The organism is Paenibacillus ihbetae (assembly GCF_002741055.1).
GTDB lineage: Bacteria > Bacillota > Bacilli > Paenibacillales > Paenibacillaceae > Paenibacillus_AQ > Paenibacillus_AQ ihbetae.
Window position 1 is genome coordinate 3666179 of the sequence record NZ_CP016809.1, and the last position, 18966, is coordinate 3685144.

An 18966-nucleotide genomic window follows, 5' to 3' on the forward strand; every position below is an offset into this window, starting at 1 on the left:
ATGTGAATTAAATCACATTATAATGAAATCATAGTTAAAGTGAAATGTTTCACAATCGTAACCGGGCATCGGATCAGAATGGCGTCAACGGTTACCAAGCATGATTCCATGCCAAACAGATCATCTTAAACAAATACAAGCTTCATTTTGGAGGAGGAAAAACCATGAAAGTCGCCGTTATTGGTTGTACCCATGCAGGAACGTCCGCCATTGTAAATACCGCCAAGCTGTATCCGGATGCACAGATTACCGTTTATGAACGCAATGACAATATTTCCTTTTTATCCTGCGGCATTGCGCTGTACGTCGGAGGCGTTGTGAAAGATCCGGATGGATTATTCTACTCCTCGCCGGAGAAGCTCAAAGAGCTGGGCGTCGACACCAAGATGCGCCACGAGATCGTATCGGTTGATACCGGCCGCAAGACGCTTAAGGTCCGCAATTTGGCTACGTCCGAAACCTTCGACGATACGTACGACAAGCTGATCATTACGACCGGCTCCTGGCCGATCGTTCCGAAACTCGAGGGCATTGATCTTGATAATATCCTGCTTTCGAAGAACTACCGCCATTCCAATACGATTATCGAAAAAGCGCGTCACGCGAAGCATATTACCGTCGTAGGTGCCGGGTATATCGGCGTCGAGCTGGTCGAGGCCTTCCAGCAGAACGGTAAGCAGGTTACGCTGATCGACAGCGCGGACCGCATTCTGAACAAATATTTGGACCCGGAATTCAGTGATAAGATCGAGAATTCTTTCCGGGAAAAAGGGATTGAGCTGGCACTCGGTCAGACGGTAACCTCCTTCCAAGGAGAAGGGGGCAAAGTGACCAAGGTGATTACCGACAAGGGTGAAATCCAAACAGATCTGGTCATTCTCTGCATCGGCTTCCGCCCGAACACGGAGCTGTTTAAAGGGCAGGTCGACATGCTCGATAACGGGGCCATCGTCGTGGACTCGTACATGCAGACCAGCAAGCCGGATGTGTACGCCGCGGGCGATTGCTGCTCGGTGCTCTATAATCCGACAGGAAAAATGATGTACATTCCGCTGGCGACGAACGCCGTGCGCATGGGTACGCTGGTTGCCCGCAATCTGGTGAAGCACACCACGCCTTATATGGGGACGCAAGGCACCTCGGGTCTCAAAATTTATGAGCATAACATCGCGTCCACAGGGCTGACGGAAGGAGCCGCTAAGGATGAGGGGCTCCAGGTCGAAGCCGTTACGATCACCGATCATTACCGTCCGGAATTTATGCCGACGTCCGAATCGGTCACATTGAAGGTCGTGTATGAAGCGGAAACCCGCCGCGTGATCGGTGCCCAAGTGATTTCCGAGGCCGACTTGACCCAGTCCATCAATACGCTGTCGGTATGCATCCAGAATCGGATGACGATTGACCAGCTGGCGTTTATCGACTTCTTCTTCCAGCCGCATTACAATAAGCCGTGGAACTTCTTGAACACGGCCGGATTGCAGGCCCTCCCTGAAATCCAAACCGAAACGCCTGCGCACGTCTGATTTATTCCTTTGAAGATCCCCTTTTAGGGGGTCTTTTTCGTGTTTGTGCAGGATTTTGCGGGTGCATGGCGAATCCAATAAGTTCAGCATTAAAGAAAGAATTTGATCAACACATGAAGCTGTAGGAGGTAATACGAATGAGGATGAATCCGATGATGATAAAGATTTCGGCTGCAATACTGACGATGCTGCTTATTGGAGCCTGCTCGAATGATCAGGCAGCTTCGCCGGCGGAACAGCCCCCTGCCGTAAGCGGAGGCGCCGATTCGGGCAAAGCCTCCGGGTCTGCTGAAGACCCGCCAGCCAAGCCCCAGGAGGATCCGACGGCCCCGCCGGATGGCGGCAAGACGCTAAGTGTCGGCGAAACGGGCGTTGTCGGGGATACGATTGACTATCACGGAGTCGTGATCACGCTGAACGGGCTGCGGGAATCGGAAGGAGACGATTATAAAAAGCCCCAGGACGGCAATACGTTCAAGGTGGTCGATCTAACGGTTAAAAATAACGGAGCCGAGCCGGTGGTCATTTCATCTGCCCTTTCCTTTGCGCTGACGGATGACCAGGAGGTGCATTATACGCCTGCGATCTCCTCAGACGTGCAGACGCTCGATGGAACCTTAGCTCCCGGAGAGGAGCTCAAGGGGGAGATTTCCTATGAGGTAGCCAAAGATGCCAAGGGTCTGCAGCTGAGCTTCGGGGATCCGATGAAGATGGACAGAGCTGTCTGGAATCTCTAATCCGATTGATCATATCCACAATGTCGGCAGCATGTGGACGGGAGGGTTTTCGATAAGTCGAAATGCCCTCCTGTTCTTGTGTTTCAGGCCATTCCTTTACATTGGGGAAGGGTTGGGGTATGATGGAGAAAATTAAACCGTATAGTCGGTTTTTTGTAGGAGTGCATATTTGATGGCAACAGAGAAAGCTCAGCGGAAGCGGGACCTTATTTTGGATAAGGCGAAGATTCTATTCATCCAGCGGGGATATGCGGCAACGTCCATGGACGAATTGGTCAAATTCACCGGTGCCAGCAAGGGCAGCATCTACTACCATTTTGACAGCAAGGAGGACCTCTTTATCCAGCTTCTTGCCAAACAGAATCAGGAATGGATGGACGCATGGCATGAGAAGAAGGCGAATTACGGAAGCTTTGAAGAGAAGCTGTACGGGATCGCTGATCATATGGTCGATGATTTTCAGAATCCGCTCACGAAGGTTGCCGAGGAATTTTACATCAATCAGCCGAATGACAACACGCTGCTGGGCAAATTGCTGACGATCCTGCAAGGGCCGCGGGTGCTGTACCGTGAAATCCTGGAGGAGGGGGCAGATCAAGGAATCATCTCCCCGGACGATATCGAGGAAGTATCCGTCATATTCGGATCGCTGCTGGACGGCTTGTCGACTACCTTCTTCGAACGGTCACAGGAGGAATTGCGCGTTCTGTACCGGAAGGGCGTCAGTATTTTTCTGCAAGGGGTGTTGGCCGGCCGGGCCGAAGACTGACCCGGATCATCGAGCCTCATTTGGTAGAGCACAGAACATGCGGGACGGCAGGCACGGCTTTTGAAGATCATGGAGCATAAACATCTTCAATAGGATCGCTGCTCTGATCCAGCAGAAAAACGACCGCTAACACGGTCTGTCTACTTTGAGAGTACGTCGAAAGACGTTATTCTTTTAAGAATAAATAAACTGACTAGTCGGTTTTATGAGGAGGCATGGGAAATGAAACACCTATTTCGCAACAAAGCATTTGTACTGCTTACGATTTCGGATGTCCTGCAGAACATCGGCATCTGGATCCGCAACATGGCGCTGCTCTACTTTATTATGGAGAAAAGCCATCATAACCCGGTAGCCATATCGCTGCTGACCGTTATTGAATATGCGCCGATCTTCCTGGTCTCGATTGTCGGCGGCGTACTAGCCGACCGCTGGCGGCCGAAGCGCACGATGATTTGGGGGGACATCCTGAGCTTCATATCCGTGCTGCTCATCCTGTTCGTCGTATTTGCAGGATATTGGCAGGCAGCCTTCGCGGTGACGCTCATCTCGGCCGTCGTCTCCCAGTTTTCCCAGCCGTCCTCGTTCAAAATTATCAAGCGCTGCCTGCCGGATGAGCATGTCTCTTCTGCGACGGCGCTGTCCCAGACGCTCATGTCGCTGTTCATTATTCTAGGGCCGATGATCGGGACGACGATCTATCAGGCCTTCGGCCTCGAAGCGTCACTGATTGGTCTGCTTGTCATATTTGCCGGCTCTGCCGCCGTATTGGCATTCCTCCCCTCGCATGTGGATGAAGCAGCGGATAAGACCGAATCTGCAAGCTCTTTCACAGAAGAACTGAAGGAGGGCTTTCGCTACATCGGCCGTACCGGATGGCTGAAGGTGCTTTTGGTGGTTTATATTCTTCTGGCGCTCGGGGCAGGGTTTGTCCAGCCGCTCGATATCTTTGTCATCACCGAGCGTTTGATGCTGGATATGACCAGTGTGCAGTGGTTTACGGCACTTGAGGGTGCAGGGATGCTGATCGGGGGGATTATTGCTGCCGTCATCGCCGGGCGGGTGAAAGGCTCGTATCTTCTGTTTGCTGGCCTTGCCTTCCTTGGGGTGTCCACATGCATCGAGGTACTGTCCAAGTGGCCGCTCCTGACCGGTGCCATGCGTTTTGTTACCGGCGTACTGATGGCGCTGGCGCAAACCGTCTTGATGGCGCTGATGATGCGGCAGGTTGATGAGCAATATATCGGGCGACTCAATGGCGTCATGACGCCGGTCTTTACCGGCATGCTGCTGATCGGCTCGGGACTGACGGGCTGGTACATGGCGGCATCGTCGATCGTGACGGTATATTTCACGGCAGGAGCCGTATTCCTGGTGTCCTCGCTTGTCAGCATGAAGCTTCCCGCGGCCAAGGCGCCGGTGGAAGGCATGCCTGGCGGGTCGACGGCTGCCGCTAAGGGCGCGATGGAATCCTAGAGCGCTCAGCTCTCAACACTTAACCTATAAGAAAAGAGAAGGGGCTGTCCCAGGTCAATGACCTTCCGGGACGGCCCCTTCTCCTCGTTACGTGATGAGGTCAAGGCTGGTTAATCTATGGTAACGCAAGACGTTCACCCGTAGTCAGGATTCGTCAGGCGCTGCGTCTTGGCGCAGCGAGCTGTGCCTGTACCCATACACGGCATAGATGATGATGCCGAGCCCGATCCAGACGATGAACCCGATCCAGGTGATCCGCTGCAGCGTCGTGAGCAGGTACAAGCAGCTGAGCGTGGCAATTAAGGGCAGCCATGGAACCAGCGGCACGCGAAAAGTCCGCTTCAGGTTAGGGTGCGTCTTGCGCAGGACAATGATGCCGAGCGAAACGGTAATAAAGGCGAACAGCGTGCCGATGCTGGCCAGGTCCGCCAGGTTTCCGAGGGGAACGAAGCCCGACAGCGCCGCGATGCAGATGCCGGATACCCAAGTGCTGAATACGGGCGACTTCGTCTTCGGATTGACCGAGCTCATCCGTTTCGGGAGCAAGCCGTCCCGACCGAGCGCGTAGAGCAGCCGGGATTGACCGAACAATACCCCCATGAGGACGGTGGTCAGGCCGGCGAGGGCTCCGAGCGAGATGAAGTAGGACATCCAGTCCTGCTCAATATACAGCAGCGCGAAGGCGACAGGGTCCTTCACGTTCAAGAGATGATACGGTACAAGGCCGGTTAATACCGCCGTAACGGCAATGTATAGGACGGCAACGATCAGCAGTGAGCCTAATATGGCGACTGGCAGGCTTTTCTGAGGCTGCTTCACTTCCTCCGCAGCTGTGGCGATGACGTCGAAGCCGATATATGCGAGGAAGGCGATGGCCGCCCCCGTCATGACCCCTTCGATGCCGAACGGAAGGAACGGCGTCCAGTTGTCCGGCTTCACGTAGAAAACTCCGACACCGATGAACAGAACGATGACGGCTATCTTCAGATATACCATGATGGTGTTGAGCCGGGTCGATTCCTTCGCTCCCCGGGATACGATCCATGTAATCAACAGGGCGATGACGATCGCCGGCACATCCACATACGTGCCTTTCGCCGGGTTGAAAGCACTAGTAATGGCGACAGGAAGATGGATATTGAAACCGGACAGAATGCTCTGCACATACCCCGACCAGCTGCTGGATACGAGGGCGCTTGCGAAGCCGTATTCCAGAAGCAAATCCCAGCCCATCAGCCAAGCGAGTCCTTCCCCGAACGCGGAGTAGCTGTACGTATAAGCGCTGCCGGCCACCGGCACGGTAGATGCGAATTCGGCATAGCACAGTGCGCAGAAGGCGCATACGAGACCTGCCAGCAGGAATGACAGGATCAGTCCCGGACCGGCATGGGTGGCGGCCGTCACGCCGGTTAATACGAAAATTCCCGTCCCCACGATAGAACCGACGCCAAGGACGATCAAGTCCATGACGCCAAGCTGTTTTTTCAATGCGGAACGCACTTCTCCGCCTGTCAAAGACGGAATCGGCTTCTTGCGAAGCAGATTGTGTTTCAAGCTCATAAATGGAGTCTCCTAGATGTTTATTTAGATAGATTTCCCCGATGCATGACCCATCCATTCCGACATTATAAATAAAAATAAGATGCTTTGAAAGCCTTAGGCTGCCTGTCCCGAAAAAACGCCAACAGTGAAGGGGCCGGCGGGCCATGCGAGTACGCCTCCCTCCGGTTAAATACCCGCTCCCTTTCGCTTTAACTCAGAAGAAACAGCATCAGCCGCCTGTGATCGGATGCGGGATGCAAAACCGGGCGCAGAGGCAGAAAAAAGCCCGTCCCCCCCATGGGGGGCCGGGCTGCAGCTATTTCTTCAGATGATAAGGAACCGTCGTAAGAATAACATCCCGCCGGTACAGCAGATGAGCGCGAATGAGCAGGCTGGACTGGTTGTGCAGGAAGTTGTGCCACCCCTTCTTCGGAATGAACTGTGGAATGACGACCGTCACCTGGTAGTCCGACTCGCTGGCCTTGCGCTGTACCATGTCGATGAATTTGGTCAGCGGCGAGATGATGCTGCGATATGGCGAATGCAGCGTCACCAGCCGGACGTCCGGCTGCCACTTCTTCCATTTTTCCTCGAAGGCAATCTGGTCTTCTCGTTCGAAGTTCACGTAAACGGCGATAATCTGGTCGGCGGACAGCGATTTGGCATAATTGAGCGAGTTCTCCACCACATGCGTAATGCCGGCTACCGGTACGATAATAATGTTGCCCTCGATCGGCTTTGCCGGCTCGCAGGTCGTAATCCGGAGCTGATCGGCGACCGCTTCATAGTGATTCCGAATCCGGGTGAAGATCCAGATGATGAGCGGCAGAAACAGGAGCACCGACCACACCTGGGCGAATTTCGTGAGGAAAAAGATCAACGTTACCGCAAAGCTGATAACGGCTCCCGTCGTGTTAATGACCAGCTTGGGGAGCCAGCCTGGAGGCTTCTCGCGAAGCCACTTCACCATCATCCCCGTCTGCGACAAGGTAAACGGAATGAATACGCCGACGGCGTACAACGGGATCAGATGCTCGGTCTTGCCCTCGAAGGCCAGGATCAGCACGATGGACAGAAGACCGAGGATAATGATGCCGTTGGAATACCCCAAGCGGTCCCCCCGGACCGTGAACATCCGCGGGATGAACTTATCCTTCGCCAGGTTGACGGCCAGCAGAGGAAATGCCGAATACCCCGTGTTGGCCGCCAGGATCAGAATTAACGCCGTGGTCCCCTGGATGAAATAATACAGCGCGTTCCGGCCGAAGGTATGCTCGGCGATTTGGGAGACAACCGTCACCTCTTCGCTGGGACTGACCCCGTAATAATAGGCCAGGAAGACGATTCCCGAAAATAACAGGGCGAGCAGGGAGCCCATCGCGGCCAGGGTTTTGGCGGCGTTGTTCGGCGCAGGCTCCTTGAAGTTCGGAATGGCGTTGGATATGGCTTCAACCCCGGTGAGCGCGGAGCTGCCTGAAGCGAACGCCCGCAGGAGCAGAAACAGGCTCAGTCCGGCGACGGGCGTGCCGATCTTGGTGTGCAGCTCCGGCGAAGCGTGGCCGGTTGCGATATCGTAGAGACCGACGCCAATCAGAATAAACAAGGCCAGCACGAACAGGTAGACCGGATAGGCCAGGATCGAGGCGGATTCCGTCACGCCCCGCAAGTTCAGCACGGTAAGAAACAGGACGAACAGTACGGCGATCCCGACATTATAGGGACGCAGCTCGGGAAAAGCCGACGTAATCGCATCCGTACCGGCCGATACGCTGACCGCCACCGTTAGGATATAGTCGACGAGCAAGGAGCCTCCGGCAACGAGGCCGGGATACATGCCCAGATTTCGTTTCGACACGACATAGGCTCCGCCGCCCTGCGGATAGGAGAATATGATCTGTCTATAGGATAGGATCAATGCCAGCAATAGGACGAGCACGCCGATGGCGATCGGGATAGAATACCAATAGGCCGCGGCGCCGACGGTCATCAGCACCAGCAGAATTTGCTCGGGGCCGTAGGCGACGGATGACAAGGCATCAGACGACAAAATCGCCAGGGCCTTCGTTTTATTCAGCTTCTGATCGCCTAATTCATTGGACTTGAGCGGTCTTCCGATGAGGAAGCGCTTGATGGAAGATAACATCGTGTTCACCACCGATTCGATTTGGTTTTTGGGTCGTTTATCCCCCAGAAAAGCGTAAAATTATGAGCTTGGGTGAATGGTCAAGAGCCGGTCATGGGATGCATCTCCGTTTCGAATTTTCGATTTTTGGCATAGAAAAAACACAGGTTAGAGCCTGTGTTTTTTTGCACAAGTTCACAACCCTCCCATTAACGCCTACGAGGTTAGCTGTCGGATTCGGGCGCGAGAGTCGCCCTACCTGATGCCGCTCGGGACATGCCGCGGCTATTCAGGATTCACCCCATAGTATGGCTGCCGCTTCGGCAGGCATACGCTTCGGTTCCCCCGTTTTCCTTCCTGGAAATTCGGCGAATCAACTGTGAGATTCATATTGGATTTGAAATCTGAATAGTATATTACGCCTGCGGGATTCGATTGTAAAACGGCCTTTTGCCGCTATTTTCGGCAGAAGGGAGCCAAATGGATGGGACGTAAGCGATTACATGGGATACGGACTTTCGCGGGATCATTATTTTGCGGATTTACGCAATAAATCACTGTATGCGAAGATTTGGAAACTGAAAGCGCGGTAGGGAAAGCAGAAAACGCGGTGAGGGGAAGAAGGTAGGCGTGCAGATAAAAGAGGATGCTCCTATCGAAGAAGCAAGCCGAAGAGAGCATTCGCGGCCGCATCTTGAGCCGGCCGTAACGTAAATTCGCCATGCCGTATCTCGGGGGAGGAGATACAAGCATGGCGAATTTTTTGGGAGTGGTCCATGATATGGCGAGGAGGAGAAAGGGTCTGGGTTTCTCATCCTTGCTCTCGATAGAAATATACCCGGGAGGTCGAGCGCTGAATCACATCTTTAGAAAAAAATGTATGACTTTACGATGGGGCTGATTTTTTTTAAGATAAGGGGATATGATTGAGGCTGAAGCACAAGGGGGAGAGGACAAAGTGATTCATCAGGAATATGGCGTATTTCCGGCGGTTTGCCCGTTGGATTGTCCGGATACTTGCAGCCTGCTGCTGCATAAAGAGAACGGCAAAATCGTAAAGGTTACGGGCAACCCCGACCATCCGATCACGCAAGGCGCGATCTGCAATAAAGTCCGCAACATGGCTCACCGGGTCTACCATCCGGAGCGTGTGCTGTATCCGCTGCGCCGGACAGGCCCTAAAGGGGCCGGATTATTTGAGCGGATCAGCTGGGACGAGGCGATCCGGGAAATCACGGACCGGTACAAGGCGCTGATTGAATCGGATGGCCCTGAAAGCATCCTGCCCTACAGCTTCTACGGCAATATGGGCATCTTGAGCGTAGACGGCATGGACCGCCGTTTCTTCAACAGGCTGGGCGCCAGCAAGCTGAAGCAGTCCATCTGCAATTCGGCCGGAAACGAAGGCTGGAAATCGGTCATGGGCTTCAACGGGGGAACGGTCCCCGAAGATACGGTGAACGCCGATGTCATCATCGTCTGGGGCGGGAATATCGTCAGCACGAATATGCACCAGGTGGTGCTGGCTGAAAAAGCGCGAAAGCGGGGCGCGAAGGTCGTCGTCATCGATGTTCACAAAAATCAGACCGGCCAATGGGCGGACTGGTTCATCCCGCTGCATCCCGGCACGGATGCCGCGCTTGCCGTCGGGATCATGCACGTCCTGTTCCGCGACGGGCTGGCGGATGAAGCGTTCATGGAGCGTTATACGATCGGTCATGAGGAGCTGCGGGAGCATGTGAAGACGTATACGCCGGAATACGTATCTTCGGTAACGGGCATTCCGGCCGAGGATGTGGAGAAGCTGGCCGAGCTGTACGGCCGTGCCGGCGTGTCTTACATTCACATCGGCAACGGTCTGCAGCATCATGATAACGGCGGCATGACGGTGCGCAGCATCGCAGCCCTGCCGGCGCTGACCGGGCAGTGGCTCAAGCGGGGCGGCGGGGCGGCCAAATCAAACGGGGGCTACAACAGCATGAACAGCGAGGCTCTGGAACGGCCGGATTTGCGGCCGAACCCGAGTGCGCGCACGATTAATATGAACCGGATCGGAGAAGCGCTGGCCATGACCGAGAATCCGATCCGCTCGGTATTCGTATACTGCAGCAACCCGCTGGTCGTCGCCCCGGATACGGAGCGCGTGAGGGAGGGGTTTGCGCGGGAGGATCTGTTCACGGTCGTTCATGATCTATTCATGACGGACACGGCCAAGTACGCGGATATCGTACTGCCGGCCACCTCCTCCTTTGAAAGCACGGACCTGTACGCTTCCTACTGGCACCAATACGTACAGCTCCAAGAGCCGGTTATCCCGGCGCAGGGGGAGAGCAAGAGCAATGTTGAGCTGTTCTCCTTGCTCGGACGGGCGATGGGCTTTGAGGAAGAAGCCTTCCGCGAGTCGGAAGAAGAGATGATTGCCCGGGCGCTCGATTATCCCGATAATCCGTATCTGAACGGAGTGACCCTGGACAGGCTGAAGGCAGAGCGTCATGTCAAGTTGGACATGACGCCGCTCGAGAGCTTTCTGGATCGGCTTCCAACCCCTTCGGGACGGATCGAGCTGTACTCGGCCAGGCTGGCGGAAGCCGGACTTCCGCCGCTGCCGACCTATGTGCCGCTGAAGGAAGGCTATGACGGGGTGCGGCGCGGAAGGGGGAACCGGTATCCGCTGATGTTCATTTCCCCGCCGAACCACAATTTCTTGAACTCAACCTTCGCAAATGTCGAGAAGCATCAGAAGATGGAGAAGGAGCCGACGCTCCAAATCCATCCCGAGGATGCGGAGCAGCGGGGGATTGCCGACGGCGATCCGGTTATCGTGTTCAATGATCGCGGAACCTATGAGGCTCGCGCCAAAGTGGTGGATAAGATGCTGCCGGGCACCGTAGTCAGCCAAGGCCTCTGGTGGGAAGGCGAGGGCCGAAAGCAGCGGGCCAATGCCCTTACGCCGGACAGGCTGGCAGACATGGGTGAGGGGGCAACCTTCTTCTCGACCGTTGTCGAGGTCAAGCGCTCATAAGCCGGGGGGATACCTCTCCCCGATATGGGACTAGGCGCGATGCGTAAGCTGTACGGAGCTGAACGTAATGTGCCAGGGCGCAATGCTTGCTCGGATCTGATGTACAATGCCCCGAAACGATCCATTTCAACCGATATGAAAAGAGGAATTGATAAGATCAAGATGCCGTCTATCATTAGGCGGCATCTTTTTTTATGCAGTGAACGGGCAGACTTTATACTTTTTCAAGCGGCGTCCCTATCGATCATCCGTCAGAAGTATAAAAAATCGCGGGTTTGTTATATAGTTTCGCCCCATTGCCAAGGTTAGAATGTCCTTAAGTCCGAAAGACCGCAGCCCTTAGGCTGGCGTTAACGTGTCAAGGATGTTCGCATGCGCCTTGACTATATTTTTCAAGCGGGAGGAACAACATGTCCCAATCTGCACCGAAACAGCGGCAGGTCCCGGTTGCCCCGGAGCCCCGCATCCACAGCTCCAGCTTCTTGCGGCGCTTCGTGAAACAATGGGAAGTCCAGCTTATGGTCATTCCCGGAGTCATCCTCGTCTTCATCTTCTCGTATTTGCCGATGTACGGGGTGATTACCGGATTTATGGATTACGACCTGTTTACGGGTTCGAGAATTTGGGAGAATCCATGGGTCGGTTTCAAGCATTTCGAAGCCTTCTTCAACGCGCCGGAGTTCGAGCGGCTGATCCGCAATACCCTGGTCATCAGTCTGCTCAAGTTCTTTATCGGCTTTCCGGCCCCGATCTTGCTGGCGCTGATGCTGAACGAAGTCCGCCATATGTTCTTTAAACGAACGGTTCAGACACTTACCTACTTGCCTCATTTTCTCTCTTGGGTCATCGTGGCCGGCCTGACGATGTCGATGCTGTCCACTGAGAACGGAAGCGTCAACATGCTTCTGAAGGGCGCAGGACTGATCAGCGAGCCGATTAACTTCCTCGGCATGAAGGAATATTTCTGGTCGATTCTCATCTCGGCGAATGTGTGGAAGGAGATCGGGTTTAACTCCATTGTGTTTATGGCCGCCATCGCAGGGATCGATCCGGCACTGTATGAAGCAGCCGATATCGACGGCGCAAGCAAATTCAAGCAAATTTTCAAAATTACGCTGCCTTGCATCATGCCGGTCGTCATCATTTTCATGATTCTGGCCATTGGCAATCTGGTCAATGCGGGATTTGAGGATATCCTGCTTCTCGCAACGAATCCGGTACTTAGGCCGGTGTCCGATGTCATCGATACGTACGTCTATCGCGTGGGGCTAGGCACACACCGTTATTCCTATGCCGTCGCCATCGGGCTATTCAAGGCCATCGTCAGCGTCACGCTCTTGACCATTGCCAACTACTTGGCCCGGCGATCCGGCAACAGTCTGTGGTAAGATCCACAAGCCTTAGGAGGTACAGCATGTTAAAAAGAATCAGCTTCGGAGACAAGGTCATGCTTGCCGTCATATACGTTCTGCTTGGTTTACTGGCCTTCTCAGCGCTCTATCCGTTCTGGAACGCGGTGGCGATCTCCTTCAATGTCGGCGTGGATACCTCCAAAGGAGGAATCACGTTCTGGCCGCGTCAATTCACGCTGGAGAATTATCAGGTCATCCTGCAGGATGACCGTCTGATCAACGGATTCATGATCTCGATCGCCCGGACGGTCGTCGGAACCGCCACCTCGATTCTGATGACGTCCATCGTGGCGTACGGCATGACCCGCTCTTATTTGTATGGCAGGAGCTTTTACATGACGTTCTTTATATTCACCCTGTATTTTAGCGGAGGCTTGATCCCGACCTATCTCCTGATCCGGTCCCTCGGCCTGATGGATACGTTCCTGGTGTTTATCATTCCTTCTATGGTGAGCGTCTGGAATATGATCATCTTCCGCACGTTCTTTAAGGGGCTGCCGGTCGGCCTGGAGGAATCGGCGCATATGGACGGGTGCAGCAATTGGGGGACCTTTTTCAGAATCGTCCTTCCGCTCTCGGGGCCGGTCATCGCGACCTTGGCACTGCTCACGGCGGTCGGTCACTGGAACGACTGGTTCCTGCCAAGCATCTACATCACCAACGAGGATTTGCTGCCGATTCAGACGATATTGCGGGAGACCCTAAACGCCAATATCAAAACCGCGCAAAGCTCGGCTATCGACAGCAGCGCGCTTGCATTGATCGAAAGCTCCAAGAACACCAGCTCGAAATCGCTGACGATGGCAATGATGATCGTGGTTACCGCTCCGATTATCCTCGTGTACCCTTTCGTGCAAAAGTATTTTGTGAAAGGCGTGCTCGTAGGCTCGCTGAAAGGGTAATGCCGACACCGGTTTAAGGCGAACAGCTTTGAACATATATAATTCGAGAATGAGAGGGGTTAAGAGAATGAGCAAGATGAAAAAGCCGCTCCTGGTCATGGCATCGGCGCTGCTGGTGCTCGTTACCGTCATGGCGGGATGCACCAAGTCCAACGAAGGATCGCCGCCGCCAACGAACAATCCACCGAAGACGAATGAACAGCCGAAAGAACCGTCTAAAGAAAATACAGAAGATAAGTGGGTGCTGGGGGAGAAGCCGCTTCAGTTCAGCGCATACGCCCATTACCAGGATACCGATTTCCCTAAATGGGAAAGCACGCCGATCGGTAAATATCTCAGCGAGGAAAAGCAGGTCAAGATCGACATGATCAAAGCTGCCGGAGCCCACACGCAAAAGCTGAGCGCCATGATGGCCTCTGATGATCTGCCTGACATGATCTGGACGGACCGGGACCATCCGGATATGGACCGGCTCGAGAAGGCCGGCAAGCTCGTTCCTTATGATGATTATCTGGATAAGTACACGAACCTGAAGACATGGATGGGAGACGATTTGAACCTGCTCCGTTCGGCAGACGGCAAGCTGTACCGCTTTCCGAACTGGTATTCCTCCCGTCCTTTCGGAAATGCGGGATACGCCGTGAACAAGAAAATCTATGAGGAGCTCGGTTCGCCCAAACTGGAAACAACCGACGATCTTTACAGCTATCTGGTCAAAGTAAAAGAAAAGTACGGAGACCAGGTGGTTCCGTTCGAGCCGCATCGTGCCCAGGAACGACAAGGTCTGGGCGTGCTGTACACCGCGTTTGGAGAGGGAGCGAGCTACACGAACCTGAACGCGAATCTGCTGGCGGTCCCGAAAGACGGCAAGCTGACATCGCTGCTTACCGATCCGGTATTCCGCGAAGCCCAGAAATATATTTCCAAGCTGTACCGGGAAAAGCTGATTTCCCAGGATGCGTTCAACCAGACGGAGGATCAGGTTAAGGAGAAGGTCATGACCGGGAGAGTAGCCGTCTATGCTTCGGCGAATCCTACGCTCTTCGCCAGCGAAGCGCATAAGGAATTAACCAAGACGGATCCGGATGCCGGCTATTTCATGATTTGGCCGATCCGGAAGGAAGGCTTGGATAAGAACAAAATTTACCCGGGCACGTATACCAGCTTCGGCTGGAACGCCGCTTATATCACGACCGCTGCCGAAGACCCTGAAGCCATTTTTGCATTCCTCGATTGGTATACCGGACCTGAAGGCATGAATGTGCAGTTCTTCGGTCCGGAAGGGAAGAACTGGAAGGGATTTGATGAAGAAGGCAAGCCGAACTTCACGGAGAACTATGATCCGAAAGAAGTGGCGGAGATTCAAACGAAGAACGACAAAGTGATGTTCGTAGGCAATACCAGCTATATCGACCCAGCTAAGTGGAAGTACATGGAGAGTCTTCCGGTTGAGGAGCAGGATTGGGTCGCACGTTATCAGCAGACCATCACTTGGCCGACTCAATTGAACGTGACCGAGTTTACCGGACTGAATCCTCCGACCGATTCCGAGGAGGGCATTATCCGAACTTCGGTGGATGAATTGTTCCTTGAGATCTATGCCAAGTCGTCCATGGCTGCAAGCGATGAGGAAGTCGACAAGATCCTCGACCAGGGCAATAAAGACTTGATGGATCTGGGGTATGACAGACTCCTGGAATGGCGTACGGTCAAATGGCAAGAAAACCTCGCCAAAATGCAGAAATAATCTTTTCTTACTACACATATTCAATCTTATTCCAACGTCCCAAAGAATCCGCAGGTGGATTCTTTGGGATATCTCCGTTTACATGGAGGAACCTTCAAAAAACGTTGCTTTAGATAGACGTAATTGCAAGTTCCGGCAGGACAGCGTCAAGCATGACGGAATTTACAGGCAGAGAGGATGAACGGAAGAACAAGGAGCGGGCAGGAAAGCCCAGCAGCTCCGAAGAAGCGGCCGCGGCCGACTTTTGTGATCGATTTCGAACAGGGGGGATTGCATGTATAAAGTTCTGCTGGTAGATGATGAAGAGCTTGACTTGGAGGGAATGAGGAGGTTTATCCCTTGGTCCGACCTGAATATGGTCGTAAGGGGAAGCGTGAACAACGCCTTGTCGGCCTGCGACATCATTGAGAGGGAAGACATCGACATTCTTGTCAGTGACGTAAATATGCCTTATATGTCGGGGCTTGAGCTGGCCCGAATCGCGCTTGAACGCAAGCCGAACATCCGGATCATCTTCGTCAGCGGCTATCAGGAGTTCAGTTATGTTCAGCAGGCGTTATCCCTCAAGGCATACAGCTATGTACTGAAGCCGATGAACGATAGCGAGCTTGTATCCTCCTTATTGAAAGCAAAGCGGGACCTCGATGAAGAGATCAAGCAGCGCGAAGTGGAAACGGCTTATCAGGAAATGATCCCGATTGTCAAAAGCGACATTCTGATACGCCTGCTGGAACGGGGGGACAGCGAAGACGGCGAAGCGCTGGCCAAACAGATGGTATCGTACGGGTTTGACCGGATGAATTGGCCGATGCGGGTGGCGGTCATCGAGCTGGATAATTTGCCGTGGGAGCAGGCGGGGGGAGTGTCCTCGCAGCGGGAGACGACCCGCAAGTTTTTGCAGCAGGTGCAGGACAGCATGATGGCCCTCGGGCTCGTCACGTGGTGCAAGCTGTCTTCCCATCGGATCGCGCTGCTGATGGAGGAAGCCCAGGCTGACGCTGCGGTACGGGATTTGGTTGACCGGATTCGGCGGCAATTGCCTGCAACCGTTACTGCTGGAATCGGCGGAACCGCTAAAGGGCCGGATGATCTTCAGGCATCGCACCGGCAGGCCGTGGAGGCGGTGGAAGGCAAAATGTTTCTGGGGAAGGGCACGGTGATCAAGTATGAGGATGTCCGGACCGAGCCGGCCATGCTGGATGCCCGGATGCTGGATGAACGGATGCAGAGCCTGCTGGCCGCGATGGAGGATTACGAGCTGGTCCGGATTTGCGATGAGCTCGATAAATGGTTTGACTCGGTCAAGAGACTGCGCTCCCGGTTTACCGTTCACAATATGTCCAGCTATATTGTATGGAAGCTTGATCAATATTTAAGCAGCAAAGATGAGGATTTATTCGAATTGCTCGGCATGGAGATGCAACATCTGGATATTCTGATGCAGTTTGAGACGGTGAGCGATATCCGGGGGTGGCTGGTTCGGCGCATGTTTGAAATATCGGAGAAGCTGTATGAGAAATCAAACAGCAAGGACGGCAAGTTCACCCGGAGCGTGATCAGCTTCATCAAGGAGCATATGAGCGAAAATATCACCATCCGTGATATCGCCCAGCACTTTTCCTTTTCCCCGAGCCATATCGGGTATTTAATCAAGGAAAAATCGGGCCATACGTTCAATGAGCTGCTGGTGCAGCTCCGGATGGAGAAGGCCTGCGAGCTGTTAAAGCAGCCCGGCATGAAAATCTATGAAGTGGCCGACCAGGTGGGGTATCGGTATCTTCCTTATTTCAGCAGGCAGTTTAAGGAGAAATTCGGCATCACGCCGCTGGAATACCGAAAGCGAGAAAGCGAATGATCTGCCGGTTCCTTCAACCCGGTCAAAGAACAGGCAACGGTCCGGGATACATACCGATCGGTTACAAGCTGATGCTGTCGTATATGGCGTTTATTATCCTTTTGGTTTCCGCGAACTTTTATATATCCCAGACGATGTACGACGAGAGCATGCGGAAGCAAACCCGGAAGAATATTCAGGGTACGCTGGCGCAGATCCGGGACAACGTGGCTTACAAGGTCGATGATATCGTTCAAACCTCGGCGACTTTATACAATGACTCGAGCCTGATCCAAAGCGTGAAACGGATGGACGAGCGGATGGACAATTATGTCCGGATGAACAAGGTCATCATCCCGAAACTGGAAAGCGCATCCAAAGCGATCGGACTGAATCTAAGACTGTCCGTGTACTTCCATAATAAGAGCCTGGACGAAATATACCGGCTGTGGGGAGGCCGTGAAGACTACACCGAACAAACATACAATGTCTATCACATGGATCGTATATATAACAAGCGCTGGTATGCAGAGCTTCCCGAGGAGAGCTACAACAAAACCATGCTGTGGCGGCAGGTCGAGGAGGATCAAACCGACGGCAGAATTTCGCTGATCCGGCGGATCGTGGATATGGGAAACCTGCTTGAGATCAAGGAAGTGGGAATCATGCGGTTCAGCGTCCGCCTGTCCGAGCTGTTCGAAAGCGTAAACTATAAGAAGCTGGGAGAAGGCAGCACGCTGACGGTGATCGATGCCTCCGGGAACGTCCTCTATTCCTCCAGGGGACGGGTGGAGGGCGGTCAAGGCGGTCGTCTTAAGGCAGGTATGGACCCGATATCGGCGGCAGACGCCAAGAGCAATGCTCTGATCCTGGAGGAACAGCTTCCCCAGCAGTCCTGGAGACTCGTTGCGGAGGTCCCGCTTCACATTATCGAGCAGGAGGCCAAGCGCGTACGCACCGTCTTTATTCTCATCTGTCTGGCGTGCGTCATTTTGTTCGCCCTGACGGGATTTCTCATGTCCCGGTATCTGTCCATTCGAATTACGAAGATCGTATCCGTACTGAACGCTTTCCGGGAAGGAAACCTGAGCAAGCGGATCAAATACCGGGGACGGGGAGAATTTCCGCAGATCGCCGATGCGCTCAACGCCATGGGGGAAGATATCGAGGCGCTTATCAATAAGGTGTATCTTACTCAGCTTCAGAAGAAGGAGGCGGAGCTTGAGATGCTGCAGGCGCAGATCAATCCGCATTTCTTGTATAACACGCTGTCGTCCATCAATCAGCTGGCCAAGTTCGGCGAGACGGAGAAGCTTCAGCAGATGGTGGTCCAGCTGGCGCAGTTTTACCGGTTGACGCTGAATTCCGGCCGAACGATGATCCCGATTGCCGCGGAGATCGAACAAGCTTCGGCTTATCTGGATATCCAGAAGGTGAAATACGGCCGGCGGATGGAGGTTTCCTTCGACATCGATCCGGACATCTGGCCTTACGAGACGGTGAAGCTCATTCTACAGCCCTTCATCGAAAATACGTTGAAGCATGCCTGGAGCGGAGACCGGATCCATATCCGCGTGCTGGTGAAGAAGGAGGAGGGCACGATCCTTTACCGGGTCATCGACGATGGCCTGGGCATGAAGCCGGAACGCATCCGCGAGATCTTTGATCCGGGGGATCACAGCCATGTCGGCTGCGGCATTCGGAATATCGACGAGCGGGTGAAGCTGCATTACGGCCCCGAATATGGCGTAAGCATCTTTAGCCGGGTCGGCATCGGAACCTCGGTGCAAATCCGGATTCCCGCGATACGGAGACTGGAGCAGCGGAGCGATGAGCGGAAGTACGGAGCAGCAGGGCCGCTGAAGCGGTCCTGATTC

At 53.9% G+C, this 18966-nt stretch carries 12 protein-coding genes and 1 riboswitch; of the genes, 10 read left to right on the top strand and 2 right to left on the bottom strand.

Annotation, left to right across the window (positions count from 1 at the left end; genetic code table 11):
- Positions 1-164: 164 nt before the first annotated feature.
- The 4 genes from BBD41_RS16255 to BBD41_RS16270 all read left to right on the top strand — a co-directional run bounded on the left by BBD41_RS16255 (position 165) and on the right by BBD41_RS16270 (position 4508).
- Positions 165-1526 (top strand): FAD-dependent oxidoreductase, encoded by a 1362-nt coding sequence (locus BBD41_RS16255; RefSeq protein ID WP_099478203.1) that lies wholly within the window; start codon positions 165-167, stop codon positions 1524-1526.
- Positions 1527-1663: 137 nt separating this feature from the next.
- Entirely contained in the window at positions 1664-2263 is a 600-nt protein-coding gene (locus BBD41_RS16260) for a DUF4352 domain-containing protein (RefSeq protein WP_206098249.1), read from the top strand.
- 172 nt (positions 2264-2435) lie between these two features.
- Entirely contained in the window at positions 2436-3032 is a 597-nt protein-coding gene (locus tag BBD41_RS16265; protein ID WP_077568478.1) for a TetR/AcrR family transcriptional regulator, read from the top strand.
- Positions 3033-3254: 222 nt separating this feature from the next.
- Positions 3255-4508 (top strand): MFS transporter, encoded by a 1254-nt coding sequence (locus BBD41_RS16270; protein ID WP_099478204.1) that lies wholly within the window; start codon positions 3255-3257, stop codon positions 4506-4508.
- 144 nt (positions 4509-4652) lie between these two features.
- On the opposite strand, the gene BBD41_RS16275 is transcribed toward BBD41_RS16270, so the two are convergent.
- Positions 4653-6068 carry an amino acid permease gene (locus BBD41_RS16275; protein ID WP_099478205.1) on the bottom strand — a complete coding sequence of 472 codons (1416 nt, stop codon included), beginning with the start codon at positions 6066-6068 and terminating at the stop codon, positions 4653-4655.
- A 298-nt stretch (positions 6069-6366) separates the two neighbouring features.
- Positions 6367-8193 (bottom strand): APC family permease, encoded by a 1827-nt coding sequence (locus BBD41_RS16280; protein ID WP_099478206.1) that lies wholly within the window; start codon positions 8191-8193, stop codon positions 6367-6369.
- A 177-nt stretch (positions 8194-8370) separates the two neighbouring features.
- A riboswitch (cyclic di-AMP (ydaO/yuaA leader) is annotated at positions 8371-8553 on the bottom strand.
- 541 nt (positions 8554-9094) lie between these two features.
- On the opposite strand from BBD41_RS16280, the gene BBD41_RS16285 reads away from it, so the two are divergent.
- From BBD41_RS16285 to BBD41_RS16310, 6 genes are all read left to right on the top strand, one after another.
- Positions 9095-11194: a molybdopterin-containing oxidoreductase family protein gene (locus tag BBD41_RS16285; RefSeq protein WP_099478207.1), complete on the top strand. Its 2100-nt coding sequence runs from the start codon at positions 9095-9097 to the stop codon at positions 11192-11194.
- A 410-nt stretch (positions 11195-11604) separates the two neighbouring features.
- A complete protein-coding gene (locus BBD41_RS16290) occupies positions 11605-12582 on the top strand; it encodes an ABC transporter permease (RefSeq protein ID WP_099478208.1) in 978 nt (325 codons plus the stop codon).
- 26 nt (positions 12583-12608) lie between these two features.
- A complete protein-coding gene (locus BBD41_RS16295; RefSeq protein ID WP_099478209.1) occupies positions 12609-13508 on the top strand; it encodes a carbohydrate ABC transporter permease in 900 nt (299 codons plus the stop codon).
- 67 nt (positions 13509-13575) lie between these two features.
- Positions 13576-15255: an extracellular solute-binding protein gene (locus tag BBD41_RS16300; RefSeq protein ID WP_099478210.1), complete on the top strand. Its 1680-nt coding sequence runs from the start codon at positions 13576-13578 to the stop codon at positions 15253-15255.
- A gap of 274 nt (positions 15256-15529) precedes the next feature.
- A complete protein-coding gene (locus tag BBD41_RS16305; protein ID WP_099478211.1) occupies positions 15530-17110 on the top strand; it encodes a response regulator in 1581 nt (526 codons plus the stop codon).
- Positions 17107-18963, top strand: coding sequence for a cache domain-containing sensor histidine kinase (locus BBD41_RS16310; RefSeq protein ID WP_099478212.1), 1857 nt, complete (start codon positions 17107-17109; stop codon positions 18961-18963). Before BBD41_RS16305 ends, BBD41_RS16310 begins: the two co-directional genes overlap by 4 nt.
- Positions 18964-18966 lie beyond the last annotated feature (3 nt).

Bases quoted from the DNA above. Each gene is read 5' to 3' on its own strand.
- BBD41_RS16255 (WP_099478203.1), top strand. From the start codon at position 165: ATGAAAGTCGCCGTTATTGGTTGTACCCATGCAGGAACGTCCGCCATT.
- BBD41_RS16260 (WP_206098249.1), top strand. From the start codon at position 1,664: ATGAGGATGAATCCGATGATGATAAAGATTTCGGCTGCAATACTGACG.
- BBD41_RS16265 (WP_077568478.1), top strand. From the start codon at position 2,436: ATGGCAACAGAGAAAGCTCAGCGGAAGCGGGACCTTATTTTGGATAAG.
- BBD41_RS16270 (WP_099478204.1), top strand. From the start codon at position 3,255: ATGAAACACCTATTTCGCAACAAAGCATTTGTACTGCTTACGATTTCG.
- BBD41_RS16275 (WP_099478205.1), bottom strand. From the start codon at position 6,068: ATGAGCTTGAAACACAATCTGCTTCGCAAGAAGCCGATTCCGTCTTTG.
- BBD41_RS16280 (WP_099478206.1), bottom strand. From the start codon at position 8,193: ATGTTATCTTCCATCAAGCGCTTCCTCATCGGAAGACCGCTCAAGTCC.
- BBD41_RS16285 (WP_099478207.1), top strand. From the start codon at position 9,095: ATGATTGAGGCTGAAGCACAAGGGGGAGAGGACAAAGTGATTCATCAG.
- BBD41_RS16290 (WP_099478208.1), top strand. From the start codon at position 11,605: ATGTCCCAATCTGCACCGAAACAGCGGCAGGTCCCGGTTGCCCCGGAG.
- BBD41_RS16295 (WP_099478209.1), top strand. From the start codon at position 12,609: ATGTTAAAAAGAATCAGCTTCGGAGACAAGGTCATGCTTGCCGTCATA.
- BBD41_RS16300 (WP_099478210.1), top strand. From the start codon at position 13,576: ATGAGCAAGATGAAAAAGCCGCTCCTGGTCATGGCATCGGCGCTGCTG.
- BBD41_RS16305 (WP_099478211.1), top strand. From the start codon at position 15,530: ATGTATAAAGTTCTGCTGGTAGATGATGAAGAGCTTGACTTGGAGGGA.
- BBD41_RS16310 (WP_099478212.1), top strand. From the start codon at position 17,107: ATGATCTGCCGGTTCCTTCAACCCGGTCAAAGAACAGGCAACGGTCCG.